Below are 18,674 nucleotides of genomic sequence, written 5' to 3'. Positions count from 1 at the left end.
GCAGGGGCGCCGCACCACGGGCTCAGCCTCCGAGGATCGTCGTCAGGAACTCGCCCGTCCACGCCAGGAGTTCACGGCCCACCACCGGCTTCCCGCCGATCTTGCCGCTCGTCGGGCGCGGCACCAGGATCTGGTGGACGGCCGGCTTGATGACCGTGCGCGGGTGGAGGCGCTTCAGCCGCAGCTCCTGCGACTCGCGCAACTCCACGGGCGCGAAGCGGATGTTGGAGCCCTGGAGGACGATCTCGCCCACCCCGCACGCGCGCGCCAGCATCCGCAGGCCCGCCACGAGCAGCAGGTTCTCCACCGGCTCGGGGAGCTTGCCGTACCGGTCGGTGAGCTCCTCGCGCACGGCCCTGATGTCCTCCTCCGAGTTCGCCGAGGCGATCGAGCGGTACGCCTGGAGCCGCAGCCGCTCGCCCGGCGCGTAGTCGTGCGGCATGTGGGCGTCGACCGGGAGCTCGATCTTCACCTCCAGCGGTGCCTCCTCCTCCGCCCCGCCCTCCATCTGCGCCCGGTAGTCGGCGACCGCCTCGCCGACCATCCGTACGTACAGGTCGAAGCCGACGCCCGCGATGTGACCGGACTGCTCGCCGCCCAGCAGGTTGCCCGCGCCGCGGATCTCCAGGTCCTTCATGGCGACGTACATGCCGGCGCCCATCTCGGTGTGCTGGGCGATCGTCGCGAGCCGCTCGTGCGCGGTCTCCGTGAGCGGCTTCTCCGGCGGGTACAGGAAGTAGGCGTAGCCCCGCTCGCGGCCACGGCCGACACGGCCGCGCAGCTGGTGGAGCTGCGACAACCCGAAGTTGTCGCCGCGCTCGACGATCAGGGTGTTGGCGTTGGAGATGTCGATGCCGGACTCGACGATGGTCGTCGAGACGAGCACGTCGAACTTCTTCTCCCAGAAGTCGACCACGACCTGCTCCAGGGCCTGCTCCGACATCTGGCCGTGGGCCGTCGCGATCCGCGCCTCCGGGACGATCTCGCGCAGCCGGGCGGCCGCCCGGTCGATCGAGTCCACCCGGTTGTGGATGTAGAAGACCTGGCCCTCGCGCAGGAGTTCACGCCGGATCGCGGCGCCGATCTGCTTCTCCTCGTACGGCCCGACGAAGGTGAGGACCGGGTGCCGCTCCTCCGGCGGGGTGGTGATCGTCGACATCTCGCGGATGCCGGTCACCGCCATCTCCAGCGTGCGCGGGATCGGGGTGGCCGACATCGTCAGGACGTCGACGTTCGCCCGGAGCTTCTTCAGCTGCTCCTTGTGCTCGACGCCGAAGCGCTGCTCCTCGTCGACGATGACCAGGCCCAGGTCCTTGAACTTCGTCTCGGAGGAGAAGAGGCGGTGGGTGCCGATGACGACGTCGACCGAGCCCTCCCGCAGCCCCTCCATCGTCGCCTTCGACTCGGTCTCCGACTGGAACCGGGACAGCGCCCGCACCTTCACCGGGAACTGCGAGTACCGCTCGCTGAACGTGCCGAAGTGCTGCTGCACAAGCAGCGTCGTCGGGACGAGGACCGCGACCTGCTTGCCGTCCTGGACGGCCTTGAAGGCCGCCCGCACCGCGATCTCCGTCTTGCCGTAGCCGACGTCGCCGCAGATCAGGCGGTCCATGGGGACGGTCTTCTCCATGTCCTCCTTCACCTCGGCGATGGTGGACAGCTGGTCGGGCGTCTCCGCGTACGGGAAGGCGTCCTCCAGCTCCCGCTGCCAGGGTGTGTCCGGGGCGAAGGCATGGCCGGGCGCCGCCATGCGGGCGCTGTACAGCTTGATCAGGTCGGCCGCGATCTCCTTGACGGCCTTCTTCGCGCGCTGCTTCGTCTTCGTCCAGTCCGCGCCGCCGAGCCGGTGCAGGGTCGGCGCCTCGCCGCCCACGTACTTGGTGACCTGCTCCAGCTGGTCGGTCGGGATGTAGAGACGGTCGCCGGGCTGGCCGCGCTTCGCGGGCGCGTACTCGACGAGGAGGTACTCCCGGGTCGCGCCCTGCACGGTCCGCTGCACCATCTCGATGTAGCGGCCGACACCGTGCTGCTCGTGCACGATGTAGTCGCCGACCTCCAGGGTCAGCGGGTCGATCGTCTTGCGGCGCTTGGCGGGCATCCGCTGCCCGTCCTTGCCGGCCGCCTTCTGCCCCGACAGGTCGGTCTCGGTGAGCACGGCCAGCTTGAGCGCCGGGTCGACGAAGCCGTAGTCGATGGAGCCGCACGCCACGTGCACCACGGACGGCGAGATCTCCGCGAGGTCCGCGTCGAGGCGGGCGGCGATGCCCTCGCCGCCGAGGACCTCGACCGTACGGGACGCCGGACCGTGCGCCTCCGTCACGTACACCGTCCGCCAGCCGTCGGCCAGCCAGCCCTTGGTGTCGGCGAGCGCGCGGGCGGTGTCGCCGCGGTACGACTCGGGGGCGTGCATGCCGAGCGTCAGGGTGTCCCCCGACACGATCTCGTCCGCCGCGAACGGCGACACCGACCACCAGGCCATGCCGAGCTCGCTCGCCCGGTCCCGTACGTCCGCGATCCCCCACAGCGAGGCCGCGCCGACGTCGATGGGCGCCTCGCCACCGCCGGCGGTGGCGGCCCAGGAGGCCTGGAGGAACTCCTGGCTGGTGGCGACGAGGTCGGCGGCCCGGGTCCGGACCCGCTCGGGATCGCAGACCACGGCCATCGACCCCTTGGGCAGCACGTCGAGCAGCAGCTCCATGTCGTCGACGAGGACCGGCGCGAGGGACTCCATGCCCTCCACCGCGATCCCCTCGGCGATCCTGCCCAGCAGCTCGCCCAGCTCGGGGTGCTCGACGGCGAGCGCGGCGGCCCGCTCGCGCACCTCGTCCGTCAACAGCAGTTCCCGGCAGGGCGGCGCCCACAGCCCGTGCTCTGCGACTTCCAGGGACCGCTGGTCGGCGACCTTGAAGTACCGGATCTCCTCGACGTCGTCGCCCCAGAACTCGATCCGGAGCGGGTGCTCCTCGGTCGGCGGGAAGACGTCCAGGATGCCGCCGCGCACCGCGAACTCGCCGCGCTTCTCGACGAGCTCGACGCGGGAGTACGCGGCGGCGGCGAGCCCCTCGACGACCTCGTTCAGATCGGCGGTCTGCCCACTCCGCAACGCCACGGGCTCAAGGTCCCCGAGCCCCTTGACCTGCGGCTGGAGCACGGACCGGACGGGCGCGACGACGACGGAGACGGGACCGGCGGCGGGGTCGTCGTCCCGGGGGTGCGCAAGCCGCCGCAGCACGGCGAGCCGACGTCCGACGGTGTCGGAACGGGGAGAGAGCCGCTCGTGCGGCAGGGTCTCCCAGGAGGGGTACTCGACGACCGTGTCCGGGTCGAGCAGGGACCGCAGCGCGGCGGCGAGGTCCTCGGCCTCCCGGCCGGTCGCGGTCACCGCGAGCACCGGCCGCCCCGAGTCCCGGGCGAGCGCCGCCACGGCGAACGGCCGCGCGGCCGCCGGACCGACCAGGTCCACGTGCGGGCGGTTCCCGTCGGCGGCGGCCTTCACCGCCTCGGCGAGGGCGGCGTCCTTGACGACGACATCGAGCAGACCGTGCAGGCTCATGGAGCTTCCATCCCGGGTTCGGACGACGGGGGCGGGCAACGCGAACAGCCCGACACGTCGAACGGGCCGGGTGGTCCCGGGCGCGTACGGCCCGGTGCGCCCAGCCTACGACGTGCCGCTGTCACTCGCCCGAAGGAAAGGGGCCACTCGGGAGGGTGAAGCGCCTGGCCCCCGGACCGCCCGTACGACTAGCCTTAGTCTTGCACTTAGTCCACCTTGCTCCCCTGAGCTGTGAGAGGCCGCGATGGAAGCAGCCCGGCAGTACAACGTCCACGAGGCGAAGACCCACTTCTCCAAGATCCTGGAAGTGGTCGCCACCGGCGAGGAGGTGATCATCAGCAAGTCCGGCGAACCGGTCGCGAAGGTGGTCCCCCTCCGGGGGAAGGTCCGGCGGACGGCCCGAGGCTCCCTCAAGGAACCCGTCGTGTTCCACGACGACTTCGACGACATCTCCGACGATCCCGGCTTCGCCGAGGCCTTCGGACTCCACGAGGAGGGCACTGCCGAGTGAAACTGCTCGTCGACACGCACGTCGTCATCTGGTGGCTGCTCGACTCCCCGCAGCTCTCCGACGACATCAAGGACCTGCTCGACACGGAGGAGCACGCGTACGTCAGTGCCGTCACTCCCTGGGAACTCGCCGTCAAGCAAGCCCTCGGCAAGCTGGACGGCCCGCCCGAGCTGCCCGAACTGGCCCGCACCTGCCAGCTCACGCCGCTCCCGATCACCGGACTGCACGGTGTCCGCGCCGGACAGCTCCCGGCCCACCACCGCGACCCCTTCGACCGGATACTGATCGCGCAGGCCCGGACCGAGGGACTGACCCTGGTCACCCGGGACAAGAACATCCCGCTCTACGACGTGCCCGTACTGACCGTCTGAGCACACCTGCGGCCCCGGTGGACCTGGCAGGGTCCACCGGGGCCGCACCCCCGTTCCGTGGTGGCTACTCGCTCGCGATCGCCCCCAGCACGTTCATCCGCCCCGCCCGGAACGCCGGTACGAGCGCCGCGAAGAGGCCCACGAAGGCCGAGCCGACGAAGACCGTCAGGATCGTCGGCCAGGGGATCTCCAGGACGCCGAGCCCCTCCAGCGCGAGGAGCTTCTGGGCGGCGGTGCCCCAGCCCATGCCCAGGCCGAGGCCGAGGAGGGCACCGAAGAGGGCGATGACCACCGACTCCAGGCGGATCATGCGGCGCAGCTGCCGGCGGGAGAGGCCGATGGCCCGCATGAGGCCGATCTCGCGGGTCCGTTCGACCACCGAGAGCGCCAGGGTGTTCACGACGCCGAGGACGGCGACGACGATCGCCAGGGCGAGGAGCCCGTACACGATGTTGAGCAGCTGCCCGACCTGGTTCTGCAGCTCCTCCTTGTAGTCGGCCTGGTTGCTGACCTTGTACTGCGGGTACGGCGCGAGCGCGTCCTTGAGGGCCTCGTACGCCGCGGCCTCCTGGCCGTCCTTGGCGCTGGCCAGGACGAGCAGGCTGTTCGGCACCCGCTCGGCGGGCAGGTGACGGGCGACGGTGGAGACGTTCGTGTACATCGCGCCCTTGTCGACCTGGCCGGTGTCCGCCGTGATCGCCGCGACCTTCAGCTTCGCCGTGTCGCCGCCCTTGAAGGCGACGGTGAGGACGTCGCCGACCTTGACGCCGTGCTCGGCGGCGTAGTCGCTGCCGACGGACATCGCGCCCGGACCGTACGCGTCGGTGAGGGTGCCGGCGGTGGTCTCGCGGCGCAGGTCCTTCACGTACGTCGGGTCGGTGGCGGCCAGGTCGGCCGTGGAGACCTTCCCGCGCGGGTCGGTGACCTCGGCGTCGACCCACTTGTACTCGGTGACGTGGTCCAGGCCGGGCGTCTTCTCCAGGGCGGCCTGCGCCTGCGGCACGATCGGCTGCCCGGTCGCGGACCGCACGATGAAGTCGGCGCCGACGGAGCGGTCCAGTTCCTCGGTGGCCGAGGCGACCATGGAGGAGCCGACCACCGAGAGTCCGGCGACGAGCGCGAGCCCGATCATCAGGGCGGCGGCGGTGGCGCCGGTGCGGCGCGGGTTGCGCAGCGCGTTCCGTTCGGCCATGCGGCCGACGGGACCGAAGACCCGCAGGACGACGACGCCGAGGGCGCGGACGACCCCGCCGGCGAGGAGCGGGCCGACGACGACGAAGCCGAGGAGGGAGAGGACGACGCCGAGGCCGAGCCAGAGGGAGCCGGGGCCGGCCTCGGCGGCGCGGGCCGCCACGACCAGGGCGGCCGCTCCGGCGCCGGTCAGGGCGATCCCGACCGCGCCCCGCACCCGCCCCGCCTTGCCGTCGGCGGGGGTGCCCGCGTCACGGAGGGCGGCCATCGGAGAGACCCTGCCGGCGCGGCGGGCGGGGATGTACGCGGCGAGGACGGTGACGACGATGCCGAGGGCGAGGCCGACGGCCGGCGTCGTCCACGCCACGGTGAGGTCGCGGGTGGAGAGCTCCATGCCCATCTGGGACATGAGCTTCATGAGTCCGACGGCGAGACCGACGCCCGCGGCGACACCGGCGACGGAGCCGACGAGGCCGAGGAGGAGCGCCTCGACGAGGACGGAACGGTTCACCTGTCGGCGGCTGGAGCCGATGGCCCGCATGAGGCCGATCTCGCGGGTCCGCTGGGCGACCAGCATGGAGAAGGTGTTGACGATGAGGAAGATGCCGACGAGGAAGGCGATCCCGGCGAAGCCGAGCATGGCGTACTTCATGACGTCGAGGAAGCCGGCGATGTCCTCGCGGCCCGCGTCGGCGACCTCGGCCGCGGTGTGCAGCTTGTAGTTCTTCGCGTCGGCGCCGAGTGCGGCGGCCACGTCCGCCTTGAGGGCGTCGTCGGCGACACCGGGCTCGGCGTCGACCATGACCTGGGTGAACAGGCCTTCCTTGCCGAGGAGTCCGCGCTGCGCGGTGGCGGTGTCGAAGTAGACGACGGTGGCACCGGGGTTGGTGACCTTGAACTCGACGATGCCGGAGATCTTCGCGGTGAGGTCGCCGGTGACGGCGATCGTGCGCAGGGTGTCGCCGATCTTCAGGTGGTGCTTCTCGGCGGTGCCGGCGTCGACGACGACGTCGGTGGGCCCGCGCGGCTCGTGACCGGAGGCCAGCTCGACCGAACGCAGCTCGTAGGGGCTCCAGTTGACGGCGATGGTCGGCGCGCCGCCGGTCGGGCCGACGTTCTCGTTCTTCGCGTCGACGACGGTCACGCTCATGGAGGTGACCGAACCCTGCGCGTCCTTGACGCCCTCGACCTTCCCGACCCGCTCGACGAGCGAGGCGGGCAGGGACTCGGGGCGGCCGTTCTGCGGGACCTCGTCGTCGGCCGCCGCGCCCTTCGGGCTGACGGTGACGTCGGAGGCGGTCGACGCGAAGAGCTTGTCGAACGTCGTGTTCATGGTGTCGGTGAAGACGAGCGTCCCACTGACGAAGGCGACGGAGAGCAGGACGGCGACGGCGGAGAGCGCCATGCGGCCCTTGTGCGCGAAGAAGTTGCGCAGCGAGGTCCTGAGGACGGTCATGAGGTCCGCCCGCGCGCGTCGAAGTCCTTCATGCGGTCGAGGACGGCGTCGGCGGTGGGCCGCTCCATCTCGTCCACGATCCGTCCGTCGGCGAGGTAGAGCACCCGGTCCGCGTAGGAGGCGGCGACGGGGTCGTGGGTCACCATGACGATCGTCTGCCCGAGCTCGTCCACGGACGCGCGGAGGAAGCCGAGGACCTCGGCGCCGGCCCGCGAGTCGAGGTTTCCGGTCGGCTCGTCACCGAAGATGATCTCGGGCCGGGCGGCGAGCGCGCGGGCCACGGCGACGCGCTGCTGCTGACCGCCGGAGAGCTGGCTCGGCCGGTGCTTGAGGCGCTCCCCGAGTCCGACCGTGTCGACGACCCGCCGCAGCCACTCGGCGTCCGGCTTCCGCCCGGCGATGTCCATGGGCAGCGTGATGTTCTCCAGGGCGTTCAGGGTGGGCAGCAGGTTGAACGCCTGGAAGATGAAGCCGATCCGGTCCCGGCGCAGCCGGGTGAGCCTCTTTTCCTTGAGACCGGTGATCTCGGTCTCGTCGAGGAAGATCTGCCCGCTGGTGACGGTGTCGAGCCCGGCGAGGCAGTGCATCAGGGTCGACTTGCCGGAGCCCGAGGGCCCCATGATCGCGGTGAACCGCCCGCGGGCGATGTCCACGTCGACGGAGTCCAGCGCGACGACCCGGGTCTCCCCCGAGCCGTACGCCTTGACGACCTGCCGCGCCCGCGCCGCGACGGCCGTCCCCTCGCCAGTACCCCCGTGCCTGGGGATGGTCACAGCCGATGTCACGGATTTCTCCTTGGAGCGATGGGTGGGTTTGTAAGTTCAAGTTAAGAAGCCGGTACGGCACTTCTCCTCCTCCGCCGGGACGAACGACCCCTGGGCCGCATGGGGGAGGGGCCCCTAGGGGTTCCTCGACCCGTGGGTGGAGTGAGAACCTGTCCGCGCACATTTAGGTGTACGAAGAAAGGAATGGTGCGCGGTGACGGAACCGTCGACGACCCGGGCGGGAGCCGATCCGGCGCCCGCACCCGCCTCCGCCCCCACCACCGACCGCCGCGGGCCCGTCGTGGCCGCCCTCATGCTCGCCATGGGGCTCGCCGCCCTCGACGGGACGATCGTCTCCACCGCCGTCCCCCAGATCGTCGGCGACCTCGGCGGACTCTCCGTCTTCTCCTGGCTCTTCTCCGGCTACCTGCTCGCCGTCACGGTCACCCTGCCCGTGTACGGGAAGCTCAGCGACACCTTCGGCCGCAAGCCCGTCCTCATCGCCGGGACCGTCCTCTTCCTCATCGGCTCCCTGCTCTGCGCCGCCGCCTGGAACATGGCCTCCCTGATCGCCTTCCGCGTCGTCCAGGGCCTCGGCGGCGGCGCCCTCCAGGGCACCGTCCAGACCATCGCCGCCGACCTGTACCCCCTGAAGGAACGCCCCAAGATCCAGGCGAAGCTGTCCTCCGTGTGGGCCGCCTCCTCCGTCGCCGGACCGGCCCTCGGCGGCCTGCTCGCCGGCTACGCCGACTGGCGCTGGATCTTCCTCGTCAACGTCCCCGTCGGCCTGATCGCCCTCTGGCTCATCGGCCGCCACCTCCTCGAACCCGCCCGCACCGCACCCCGCGAACGCGCACGGATCGACTGGGCGGGGGCACTCGCGATCTTCGCCACCGGAGCCGCACTCATCACCGCGCTCGTCCAGGGCGGCGTCGCCTGGCCCTGGCTCTCCGCCCCGTCCCTCGGCCTCCTCGGCGGTGCCGCCGCCCTCGCCGCCCTGACCGTCGCCGTCGAGCGGCGCGCGGCCGAACCGATCATCCCCGGCTGGGTCTGGCGCCGCCGCACGATAGCCGCCGTCAACCTCTCCCTCGGCGCCCTCGGCCTGCTCATGGTCGCCCCGACGGTCTTCCTGCCCACGTACGCGCAGTCCGTCCTCGGCCTCGGCCCGATCGCCGCCGGCTTCGTCCTCTCCTCATGGACCCTGAGCTGGCCCATCAGCGCCGCGTTCTCGAACCGGCTCTACACCCGCATCGGCTTCCGCCTCACCGCGATCCTGGGCATCTCGCTCGCCCTGCTCCTGCTGCTCGCGTTCCCGTTCCTGCCGTTCCCCGGCGAACCCTGGCAGCCCGCACTCCTGATGCTGCTCCTCGGCGGAGCCCTGGGCCTCTTCCAACTGCCCCTGATCGTCGGCGTGCAGTCGACCGTCCCGTACGAGGAACGCGGCACCACCACCGCCTCCGTCCTCTTCTGCCGCCAGGTCGGCCAGAGCGTCGGCGCCGCGCTCTTCGGCGCCGTCGCGAACGGCGTCCTCGCCGCCCGCCTCGGCGCCGACACGGACCTCGACACACTGGCCCCCTCCCTGGACGCCACCGACCCCATCCGCCGGGCGGTCGACGCGGCGGTGGACTGGGTCTACCTGGGCGCGGCGGCAGCGGCGGCCCTCGCCCTCCTGGCCCTCCTCACCCTGGCCCCCCGCCGCTTCCCGGTCCTGAAGGAGGAGGACCAGGGGGCGTCCCGTCGAGACCTGGCCGACTGAGTACGCGCCCGCCCGGAGACGAGCACGCGCGCCCGTGCCCGGGCGGCCGGCGTCGCCGTGGTGGCGGCCGTGCCGTGGCCGGTCGCCCTCCCGCTGCTCGGATGCCTGGGCGGCCTAGCCGGAGAGCCCCGCCGTCCGGCTCGGACGGGCAGGGCTCCCCGCGTACAACGGCGGGCTGTACTACTCCGCCGAGGCGAGCCCGAGGAACCCGGCCCACGCGTCGCGCGAGACCCGGAGGGCCGGCCGGGCCACGTCCTTGGAGTCCCGGATGTGGACGGTTCCCGCGCCGGCCGCGACCTCGATGCACTGGCCGCCTTCACCACCGCTGTAGCTGCTCTTGAACCAGGCGAGGGATTCCGTGCTGTTCATAGCTCTCCCAACAACTTCTCGATGAACTCCAGTGACTCCCGCGGGGTGAGAGCCTGCGACCGGATGATCCCATAGCGGGCAGCGGCGAGAACGGCCTGTTTGGGGTCGGTCTCCAGGGCGCTGGTGCCCTGGACTTCGGTGTAGACGAACCTCTTCCCGTCCTCACGGGTGACGACGGTGAACGGTCCGTCCCCGCCCGCGTTCTCCGCGCAGTCGAGCGGCATGACCTGAAGCTCGACGTTCCTCCTCTGGCCGATGAGGAGGAGCTGCTCCAACTGTCCGCGCAGTACCTCGTTGCCGCCGAACTTCCTCCGCAGCACCGATTCACACATGACGAAGCTCAACAACGGTGCGGGCCGCCGCTCGAAGATGTCCTGCCGGGAGACACGAGCGGTCACTCGCTGCTCGATGGTCTCCACGTCGAGCGGTGGACGCCGATTGCCCACCATCGTCCGCATGTACTCCTCGGTCTGCAGCAGGCCGTTGACCACCAGGGTGTCGTACGCCAGCAGCTCTATCGACTGCTTCTCCAACTGCGCCATCCCCTGGAAGAACGCCGGGTACTGCGCCTTCTCCAGCTGGTCCTTCCAGACCTTCAGCAGCCCGCCCGCCTCCAGCACCTCGTCCGCCCGGTCGATCGCCCTCGGCGGCGGGATCCTGCGGCCCTGCTCGAACGAGGCGATCGTCGACGCCGAGTAGCCCAGCCGTTTGCCGAACTCCTCCCGTTCCATCCCCGCCCGCACCCGCAGCGTCTTCAGGCTCTGCCCGAACGCCGCCACCACGCCCTGGCCGGACCTGTCCGCCGCCGCGGGCTCCGGAACCGCGCCCGCCTGGCCTTCCGTCATCGCGCCCTGCCCCTCGTACCGGCACCGACACCCCACGTACAAGACCATCGCGTCAGTGCGTCACCACTGGTCACGCTACGCCACCAAGAGGAGCTTGGGAGGCATGACGAGCAACAACGACAGCCCCACCGACGCCACCCAACACGCCGGCGCCTCGCCTTACTTGAGCAGTCGGATCTTCACCCTGCGGTTCACCTCGACCGCCCGGGGCGCCCGGCTCGCCCGGCGGCTGGTCGCCGTCCGCCTGGAGGAGTGGGGCGTGCCGTACGGGACCGAGGCGCACGAGACCGTCGTGCTGGTCGCGGCCGAGCTGGCGGCGAACGCGGTGCGGCACGGACACGTGCCGGGACGGGACTTCCAGCTGCTCCTGCGGGTCACGAACGAGGCCCGGCCGGTCGCGCGGATCGAGGTGAGCGACACGCGGGCGGAGCGCGTACCGCCCCGGCCCGGCCGCCTTCCGGAGCCGGAACTCCTGGAAGGCGGACGGGGGTTGCTGCTCGTCGAAGCGCTCGCCGACCGCTGGGGGTGGTGCCCGAGGCTCCGGGCGCCGGGGAAGACGGTGTGGGCGGAGTGCGCCCTCGGCTGAAGGACCGGAGCGCGGGGCGGTTCAGGGTTCGGGGTGGGCCAGGCGGCCCAGCAGGGCGATCGCCTCCTTGACGGGCACCGGCTGGAAGAACTCCGCGTCGACGCGTTCGACCGCCTCGATCGCGCGGGGGGCCAGGGCAGCGCCGGCGTCGGTGACGCGCAGTCGCTTGGCGCGGGTGTCCGCCGGGTCGACCTCGCGCTCGACGAGTCCCTTGCCCTCCAGGGTGCGCAGGACCTGGGAGGTCATCTTGACGTCGGTGCCGGCCTGGCGGGCGAGGGCCAGCTGGTTGGGGTGCTCGCCCTGGGTGTTGAGCCACCAGGCGCAGGCGAGCAGGACGAACTGCACGTGGGTGAGGCCGAGGGGCGCCAGGGCGGCGGCGATGTCGCGCTGCCAGCGCAGCGTGGCGTGCCACAGGAGGAATCCGGGGCTCTCGCCGGGGTCGAGGGCCATCAGCGCCGGGCCAGCTCGGTGAGGGCGGCCATGGTGTCGGGCCAGTCGGCAGTGATGCCCGGGCCGATCCGCGGACCGACCTCGTCGGCGCCGGTGCCGGTGATCTCCATGCGGTACACCACCCGCACCCGCTCCCCGTCGAGCCGGTCGATCCGGTGGACGGTGCGCAGCAGCAGGTCGCCGAAGCGGGCCTCGTCGACGAAGAGTTCGCCCTCGACGGCCTCGGCCACGCGCAGTTCCACCGGGTCGTCGCCGGGCGGCGTCATCGTGATCCGCGCGCCCACCTCGAACGGGCCGCTGATCTCGATCTTCTCGATCTCGGCGTTCCAGGTGCCCCAGTTCTCGACATCGGCCCAGAGCCGCCAGATCGCCTCGGGGGCGGCGGTTGTCTCGACGCCGTGCTCGTACTCCCACATTGCGGGCCTCCTCGACCAGATGATGTATCCACAGATTATCTCCGCACAGACTAAATGTCGAGTGCCCCGTGCCCTCGTGCCGTCACCGCCAACAGCGGCACCACCGCGAGCAGTTCGCCGACCGCCCCCGCCCACAGCGCCGTCCGCACCCCCGCGTACTGCCCCACGAGCCCGCCTACCAGGGCGCCCAGCGGCATGCAGCCCCACACCACGAAGCGGAAGGTCGCCGTCACGCGGCCGAGGAGCGGGGCGGGGGTGAGGCGCTGGCGGAGGGCCACCGAGCTGATCTTGAAGGTCATGAAGGCGGTCCAGCCGAGGCCCTGGAGCACGCACGCCACCGCGTACCGCCCGTCCGCCTGGAAGAACGGCAGCGCGAGCAGCCACAGCACCCCGCTGACCACGACGGACGCGCCCATCGCGCGCCGCTCGCCGAGGCGGGCCGCGATCCGGGTGGTGAGGAGGCTGCCGAGGAAGCCGCCAAGGGCCTCCGCCGTGAACACGAGCCCGCACAGGAACGGCGACAGGCCCAGCTCCCCCGCCAACAGCACGAGGAGCATGGAGGTGCCGATCGTGCCGCACAGGTTGGAGATCGCGGCGGTGAGCGTCAGCGCCCGCAGCAGCCGGTCGCGGAACACGAACCGCAGCCCCTCCGCGACCTCCTCCCGCAGCCGGGCCCCGGGCGCCCGCGCCGGTCGCGGGTCGGGGCGGCGGATCCGGGAGAGGAACAGGGCCGAGGCGAGGAAGCTGACGGCGTCGACGGCGAGCGCCACCGGCGCCGTCACCGCCGCGACGAGCGCGCCGCCCGCCCCGGGGCCGCCGGCCGCCGTGACCGTACGGGACGCCTCCAGGGCCACGTTCGCCTCCATCAGCCGCTCCTCGTCGACGAGTTGCGGCAGGTGGCTCTGGTACGCGATGTCGAAGAACGCCGTGCAGACCGACAACCCGAAGGCCACCGCGTACAGCTGAGGCAACGTCAGCACGCCGAGCCACGCCGCGAGCGGCAGGGTGGCGAGGAGCGCGGCCCGGCCGAGGTCACCCACGATCATCACGCGGCGGCGGCGCATCCGGTCCACCCACGCCCCGGCCGGCAGCCCGAGGAGGAGGAAGCCCAGGTACTCGCACATCACCAGGAGTCCCGCCTCGAAGGGGGACGCGTCCAGCGGGCCGATCGCCACGAGGGGGAGCGCGAGGACGGTGACGGCGGTGCCGGCCTGGCTCACGGTGTCGCCGATCCACAGCCGGCGGAAGTCCGGCAGCCGGAAGAGGGCAGGCCGGGGCGGAGAGGTGAGGGAGGTCGTCATGTCGGCGAACACCATCACCCCCGGCCGAAGCCGGCCATTGTTTTAGTCTGGGCGAAAAGCTCGTGGGCGGGGGTGCCGGGTGGGAGAGATACGGTTCGGGGTCGACGACCTGGCGCACCTCCGGTTCGCCGTGTCGCCCCTGTGGGAGTCCGTCGCCGCCCTGCGGGCCTCCGCCGACCCGGGCGGCCATGCCCTCCATCTCCCCTGGATCAAAACGGCGTCGGCCCTCGGCCGGGAGCGCACCGACCTGCTGCCGCACCTGCCCGGACTCGAAGCCCACGCGCCTCCGCCGCGCTGCCCCCTCGCCGAGATCGAGGAGGAGCTCACCGCGTTCACGGGCCCGCCGGAGCACGCGGAGGCCCTGCTCGCCTGGTGGCGGGCCGGGGTGCGGCCGTACTGGCCCCGGATCAGGGCCGTGCTGGAGGCCGACCTCGCGTACCGCACCCGGCAGCTCGCCGAGGACGGCATCCAGGAGGTCTTCGCCCACCTCCACCCCAGCCTGCGGTGGGCGGAGGACCGGCTCACCGGGCCCGGCCTCCCGACCGGGGGCCTCGCCCTGGACGGCGGCGGCCTCACGCTCGCCCCGAGCGCCTTCACGAACCGCTGCGTCCTGCTCCTGCCACGGCGGTCCGAGCCCGGACCCCCGCCCTGCCTCGTCTATCCCGCGCGGGCCGTCGGCACCCTGTGGGAGCGGCGTGCCGAGCCGGAGGACGGGCTCGCCCGGCTCCTCGGGCGCAGCAGGGCCGGGCTTCTGGGGCGTACGAGCGTCCCGACCACCACCACGGACCTCGCCCTGCAGACCGGGCTCAGCCCGGGCGCGGTCTCGCAGCACCTCGCGGTGCTGCGGGACGCGGGCCTGGTGACCTCGCACCGGTACCGGCGCGAGGTGTACTACCGGGCGAGCGAACTCGGCCGGGCGCTGCTGGGGCAGACCTCCTAGACGGCCCCGCGCGGGATCGTCAGGCAGAACGGGTGTCCCGCCGGGTCCAGGAGCACCCGCCACAGGTCCGGGCGGGGCTGGACGTCCGGGACGGTCGCGCCCCACTCCACGAGGCGGGCCGTGGCCTCGTCCAGGTCGTCGACGTCGAAGTCGAGGTGCAGCTGCTGTGGGACCTCCTGGCCCGGCCAGGAGGGGGGACGGTAGCCGTCGACGCGCTGGAAGCCGAAGAAGAGGCCGTCCGCGCCGCGCAGGCCCGCGAACTCGTCGCCGGACCGGTCGGCGAGCGGGATGCCGGTGGCTCGGTGGTAGAAGGCGGCCAGGGCCATGGGGTCGGCGCAGTCGAGCGTGACCGCCGTCAGCTTCATGATCATGGGCGGGAGCCTAGTGGGGGCCCTCGGAGCCCTCCCCGTCCTAGTCGACGCCCCCGGACCTCTCCCCGTCCTTGTCGACGCCCTCGGAGCCCTCCCCGTCCTTCGAGTCGGGCTTCTCCTCGGCCTGTTCCCGCGCGGCCGGGCGGCCCGTCAGCGCCGCGAGCGAGTTGCGGATGTGCTCCATGTGGGAGTGGATCTCGTCCCGGGCCTCCTCGTGCTCCCGCAGCACCCGCTCCGTCTCGCGCTCGATCCGCTCCGCCTTCATCCTGGCCTCGGCGAGCAGCTCCGCCGCGCGGGCCTCGGCGTCCTCCTGGCCGTGCCGGGCCTGCTCCTCCGTCTCGGCAAGGGCCCGCTGCGTCTCCGCGAGCCGGGCCTGCGCCGCCGCGATCTGTTCCTCGTGGCGGGCGTCCAGGGCCGCCGCCTCCGCCTCGGCCGCCCGCTCCGCCTCGGCCCGTGCGGTCCGCTGCTCGTCCCGCTGCTCCGCGAGCAGCGCCTCCGCCCGGCGCTCGGTCTCCTCGAAGGCCTCCCGCGCGGCCTCCCGGGCCCCCTCGGCGTCCCGGCGGGCGATCTGCCCCATCTCCTCGGCCCGCGCGCGGGCCTCCTCCAGGGTCGTGCGGGCCGCCGCGTCCGCCGCCGTCCTGACCTCCTCGGCGTACGCCTCGGCGGCCTCCGTCGCCTCCCGGGCCGCCCGCTCGGCGGCCTCCGCGAGGGCCTGCGCCTCCGCCTCGGCGCCCCGTACGAGCCGCTCGTCCTCCTGCTCGGCCAGCTCCAGGATCTTCTGCGCGGTCCCGCCGAGGGACTCGTACCGCTGCGGGGCGAGCTGCGTGACGGCCAGGCGGAGCCCGGCGGCCTCCGTCTCCATCTCCTTCGCGAGGACCGTGAGCCGCGCCGCCCGCTCCCAGGCGGCGTCGCGCTCCTCCCCGAGTGCGGCGAGGTGGCGGTCGACCTGCTCGGGGCGGTATCCGCGCCCCCGCCCGACGGCGAAACTCATCCCTGACGCCCCTTCTCTCTGGCCCCGACCCATAAAGCCCGACCCATAAAGAATGCGACATCAGAACGGACAAAAGGCGTCCAACGTGGCCACACGTCGGGCGCCCTTCGTCACATTCCGACTCCCCTGCGCTACAGCAGGCCGTCCCACATCTGCTCGAGCAGCACCGACCACCAGTTCTCCGGCGACGACAGCGCCGCCGGATCCAGCATCGCCAGCTGCGCCTGGAAATCGACCGTCCAGCGACCCGCCTGCTCCGGGTTCAGCCCGAACCGCAGCCGCCACATCCGACCGAGCAGCGCCATCGACCGCGTGAACTCCGGCAGCCCCGTGTTCACGAACTGCGGCGGCACCGACTGCCCGCCCGGCCCGGCCTCCACCGGCACCGCCACGATGTGCGCGGTCCCGTACTGGACGCAGATCGCCCGGCCGAAGTCCGAACCGAGCACCAGGTACGAGCTCGCGTCCGGCGCCGCCTGCACCTGCCGCTGCGCCGCCAGCTCCGCCAGCGTCGGCACCACCGGCACCGCCGGCTGCGCCCAGAAGAACGGACCGAAGTCCGCCGGCAGCCCCGCCCACACCAGCGTGCGCGCCACGACCTCCGGCACGCCCTGCCGGGACACCGCCCGCTGGTCGAAGCGGAGGACCCCCGGACCGAACGCCCCGGCCAGCTCCTGCGCGATCCCCTCCGGGGGGATCGGTGGCGCCGGCTGCACCTGCGGCAGCGGCGCCCGCACCGGAGCCGGACGCGCCGGACCGTCCGCGACCTGATGCAACTCACCCTGATGGGTCAGGAGCTGACGCATGCCCTGCTGCCGACCCGCGTGATCACGGCCGTACGGAGCGATGCTCGTGATCCGCGCCTGCGGCCACGTCTCCCGGATCATCCGCGCGCAGTAACCGCCCGGCAGCTCACAGGACTCCAGCTCCGTGTGCAGCTCCAGCACCTGCTGCGGCGGCACGTTCAGCGCGCGCAGCTCGTGCAGGATCTGCCACTCCGGATGCGGGGTGCCCGGCGCCGAACGCCGGATGATCTGCGCCTCCGAACCGTCCGGCGCCCGATACCGCAGCACCGCCTGATAGCCGGGACCGACCGTCGGCTGACCCGCCGGATGCGGATAGCCGTACGCCGGAGGCACGGGCGCCCCGGGTACGGGGCCGGGCGCGGGCGGCGGCGTGTGCCCGCCGACCGGCGGCGCCGGAGCGGGCGGGGGCGGCGGAGCCCCCGGACCGCCCAGGCCACCCGGACCGGGGTGCGCCAGCATCGTCGCGGCGTGCGCGATGCCGCCCGCGGGCGTGCCACCCGGCACACCCGGCGGCGGCGGGGGCGGCGGAGGCGCGCCCGGACCGCCCTGGTTCGGATGCGCCAGCATCGTCGCCGCGTGGTGCACCGGCTGCGGCGGCGTCACGGGACCCGGCGCGGCCGGCGGAGGCGGCGGACCGGGCGGACCCGGCTGCGCGGGCGGACCGGGCGGCTGGAGCCCCTCCGGCCCGAGCTGCGACACCAGCTGCGTGGGGATGTACGCGTTGCCGCCCGACGAGGCACCCGGCACACCCGGAGCCCCCGGCGGCGGAGGCGGCGTCGGACCGCGCCCGGCCCTCGGCGACAGGGAGGCCTTGCTGGTCGCGGCGCCCGCGATGTCCCCGGCACCCGGCGCCGAGGGCGCGGGCGGCGGAAGCGGCGGCGCACCCGGACCGGCCTGCGCCGGAGCCGGCGAAGGCTGCGGCGCGGGCGGCGACGGCGGGGCGGGCGGAACCGCGCCCGGCGGAGGTGCCACCGGGTCGAGACGGGGGGCGATCGCGGTCGGCGGCAGCGCGCTGCCGCCCTTCATCAGGGCGGTCGGCGCGTCCGCGCCCACCGACGGCGCCGGGGCGTCCTCGTCGTCCGTCCCCGACAGCGGCGGCGCGAAGACGGTCGCGGGCAGCGGCACCGCCCCGTCCGCACCACCGGAACTCGCGTTCGCGTCCACCCACGGGCTGGACGGCGCGGGAGGGGGCGCGGGGGCGGAGGAGGGCGTGGGCGCGGGCGGAGCCGGGGGCGCGACCGGCGGCGCGACCGGAGCCGCAGGGCTCGACGCGGCCGGGCTCGACGCCGGGACGCCGTCCATCGCCGTCGGCTCGTACGCGTCGGCTTCCGAAGCCGCGGCCGGAGCCGGGGCAGGCTCGACGGCCGGTACGGGCTCCGCGGCCGGAACCGGAGCCGTCGCGGCCTCCGCAGCATCCCCCGGCCCCGACCCCGTCACCGGAGCCGACGAGTCCGTCGAGACGGAGGAAGCAGAAGAAGCCACCGAAACAGAAGAAGAGGAAGAAGACGACGAAGCCACCGAAGCCGAAGGCCCCGCCATTCCCACCGCGTCCGAGGTGTCGTCCACCGGCGCCGACGCGCTCGCGCTCTCCTGCGAGGCGTGCGACTCCTCCCTCGGCAGCCCGATCTTGTCCGCCGCGTCCTGCAGCCACTCCGGCGGACTCAACAGGAACGACGTCTGGTTCAGATCGATCCGCGCCGCCGGCACCGCCGCCTGCGCCGGAACCTCGTCCGTCGCCCCGTACTCCTCCTCGTACCGCCGGATCACCTCGCCCACCGGCAGCCCCGGCCACAGCGTCGCCTCACCGCTGTCCCGCGCGATCACCAGCCGCTGACGCCCGCCGTCCGACGTCGGACCGCCCTCGCGGTCCTCCGCCCACACCACGAAGCCCAGCTCGAACTCCCGCACCCGCACCTCACGGTGCTGGTACCCCGGCAGATCGCCGTTGATCCACTCCTCGGCGCGCTCCTGCGCCTGCGCGAACGTCACCACAGCCA

At 72.9% G+C, this 18,674-nt stretch carries 16 protein-coding genes; 5 read left to right on the top strand and 11 right to left on the bottom strand.

Annotation, left to right across the window (positions count from 1 at the left end):
- Nucleotides 1–22 precede the first annotated feature (22 nt).
- The gene (gene mfd / locus BLW86_RS22610) at nucleotides 23–3,553 is read right to left on the bottom strand and encodes a transcription-repair coupling factor (RefSeq protein ID WP_093875726.1); all 3,531 of its coding nucleotides are present in this window, start codon (nucleotides 3,551–3,553) and stop codon (nucleotides 23–25) included.
- Between the two features lie 244 nt (nucleotides 3,554–3,797).
- Between mfd and BLW86_RS22605 the strand changes: the two genes are divergently transcribed.
- A complete protein-coding gene (locus BLW86_RS22605; protein ID WP_093875725.1) occupies nucleotides 3,798–4,064 on the top strand; it encodes a type II toxin-antitoxin system Phd/YefM family antitoxin in 267 nt (88 codons plus the stop codon).
- Complete coding sequence (locus tag BLW86_RS22600; protein ID WP_093875724.1) at nucleotides 4,061–4,435, top strand: type II toxin-antitoxin system VapC family toxin; 375 nt, start codon at nucleotides 4,061–4,063, stop codon at nucleotides 4,433–4,435. Before BLW86_RS22605 ends, BLW86_RS22600 begins: the two co-directional genes overlap by 4 nt.
- A gap of 64 nt (nucleotides 4,436–4,499) precedes the next feature.
- Here BLW86_RS22600 and BLW86_RS22595 read toward each other — a convergent pair whose 3' ends face one another.
- Both BLW86_RS22595 and BLW86_RS22590 read right to left on the bottom strand, forming a co-directional pair.
- Nucleotides 4,500–7,082, bottom strand: coding sequence for an ABC transporter permease (locus BLW86_RS22595; RefSeq protein WP_093875723.1), 2,583 nt, complete (start codon nucleotides 7,080–7,082; stop codon nucleotides 4,500–4,502).
- Nucleotides 7,079–7,867 (bottom strand): ABC transporter ATP-binding protein, encoded by a 789-nt coding sequence (locus tag BLW86_RS22590; protein ID WP_093875722.1) that lies wholly within the window; start codon nucleotides 7,865–7,867, stop codon nucleotides 7,079–7,081. Before BLW86_RS22590 ends, BLW86_RS22595 begins: the two co-directional genes overlap by 4 nt.
- A gap of 193 nt (nucleotides 7,868–8,060) precedes the next feature.
- On the opposite strand from BLW86_RS22590, the gene BLW86_RS22585 reads away from it, so the two are divergent.
- Nucleotides 8,061–9,602, top strand: coding sequence for an MFS transporter (locus tag BLW86_RS22585; RefSeq protein WP_093875721.1), 1,542 nt, complete (start codon nucleotides 8,061–8,063; stop codon nucleotides 9,600–9,602).
- A gap of 180 nt (nucleotides 9,603–9,782) precedes the next feature.
- Here the strand turns inward: BLW86_RS22585 and BLW86_RS22580 are convergent, their stop codons facing one another.
- Together BLW86_RS22580 and BLW86_RS22575 are read right to left on the bottom strand one after the other, a co-directional pair.
- A complete protein-coding gene (locus tag BLW86_RS22580) occupies nucleotides 9,783–9,971 on the bottom strand; it encodes a DUF397 domain-containing protein (protein WP_093875720.1) in 189 nt (62 codons plus the stop codon).
- Complete coding sequence (locus BLW86_RS22575) at nucleotides 9,968–10,816, bottom strand: helix-turn-helix domain-containing protein (RefSeq protein ID WP_177181727.1); 849 nt, start codon at nucleotides 10,814–10,816, stop codon at nucleotides 9,968–9,970. The genes BLW86_RS22580 and BLW86_RS22575 overlap by 4 nt, the downstream gene beginning before the upstream one ends.
- Before the next feature lie 103 nt (nucleotides 10,817–10,919).
- On the opposite strand from BLW86_RS22575, the gene BLW86_RS22570 reads away from it, so the two are divergent.
- Nucleotides 10,920–11,402, top strand: coding sequence for an ATP-binding protein (locus BLW86_RS22570; RefSeq protein WP_177181726.1), 483 nt, complete (start codon nucleotides 10,920–10,922; stop codon nucleotides 11,400–11,402).
- Nucleotides 11,403–11,423: 21 nt separating this feature from the next.
- Here the strand turns inward: BLW86_RS22570 and BLW86_RS22565 are convergent, their stop codons facing one another.
- From BLW86_RS22565 to BLW86_RS22555, 3 genes are read right to left on the bottom strand one after another with little or no spacing between them, the layout of a single operon-like run.
- Nucleotides 11,424–11,852, bottom strand: a complete 429-nt coding sequence (locus BLW86_RS22565; protein WP_093875717.1) for a MarR family winged helix-turn-helix transcriptional regulator — start codon at nucleotides 11,850–11,852, stop codon at nucleotides 11,424–11,426.
- On the bottom strand, nucleotides 11,852–12,268 hold the full coding sequence (locus BLW86_RS22560) for an SRPBCC family protein (protein WP_093875716.1): 417 nt from the start codon (nucleotides 12,266–12,268) through the stop codon (nucleotides 11,852–11,854). Before BLW86_RS22560 ends, BLW86_RS22565 begins: the two co-directional genes overlap by 1 nt.
- A 50-nt stretch (nucleotides 12,269–12,318) precedes the next feature.
- A complete protein-coding gene (locus BLW86_RS22555) occupies nucleotides 12,319–13,569 on the bottom strand; it encodes an MFS transporter (protein ID WP_256341393.1) in 1,251 nt (416 codons plus the stop codon).
- A 79-nt stretch (nucleotides 13,570–13,648) separates the two neighbouring features.
- On the opposite strand from BLW86_RS22555, the gene BLW86_RS22550 reads away from it, so the two are divergent.
- Nucleotides 13,649–14,509, top strand: a complete 861-nt coding sequence (locus BLW86_RS22550) for an ArsR/SmtB family transcription factor (RefSeq protein WP_093875714.1) — start codon at nucleotides 13,649–13,651, stop codon at nucleotides 14,507–14,509.
- Here the strand turns inward: BLW86_RS22550 and BLW86_RS22545 are convergent.
- From BLW86_RS22545 to BLW86_RS22535, 3 genes are all read right to left on the bottom strand, one after another.
- Nucleotides 14,506–14,880, bottom strand: coding sequence for a VOC family protein (locus tag BLW86_RS22545; protein WP_093875713.1), 375 nt, complete (start codon nucleotides 14,878–14,880; stop codon nucleotides 14,506–14,508). The two genes, BLW86_RS22550 and BLW86_RS22545, sit on opposite strands and share 4 nt — an antisense overlap.
- Nucleotides 14,881–14,920: 40 nt before the next feature.
- Entirely contained in the window at nucleotides 14,921–15,871 is a 951-nt protein-coding gene (locus tag BLW86_RS22540) for a coiled-coil domain-containing protein (RefSeq protein WP_093875712.1), read from the bottom strand.
- A 131-nt stretch (nucleotides 15,872–16,002) separates the two neighbouring features.
- Nucleotides 16,003–18,669 (bottom strand): SUKH-4 family immunity protein, encoded by a 2,667-nt coding sequence (locus BLW86_RS22535; RefSeq protein WP_093878810.1) that lies wholly within the window; start codon nucleotides 18,667–18,669, stop codon nucleotides 16,003–16,005.
- Nucleotides 18,670–18,674 lie beyond the last annotated feature (5 nt).

This window comes from Streptomyces sp. TLI_105, from assembly GCF_900105415.1.
In the GTDB taxonomy this organism is placed as follows: Bacteria; Actinomycetota; Actinomycetes; order Streptomycetales; family Streptomycetaceae; genus Streptomyces.
Note: the sequence above shows the minus strand (reverse complement) of the source record. Positions and strands in the feature narration are given on the sequence as shown.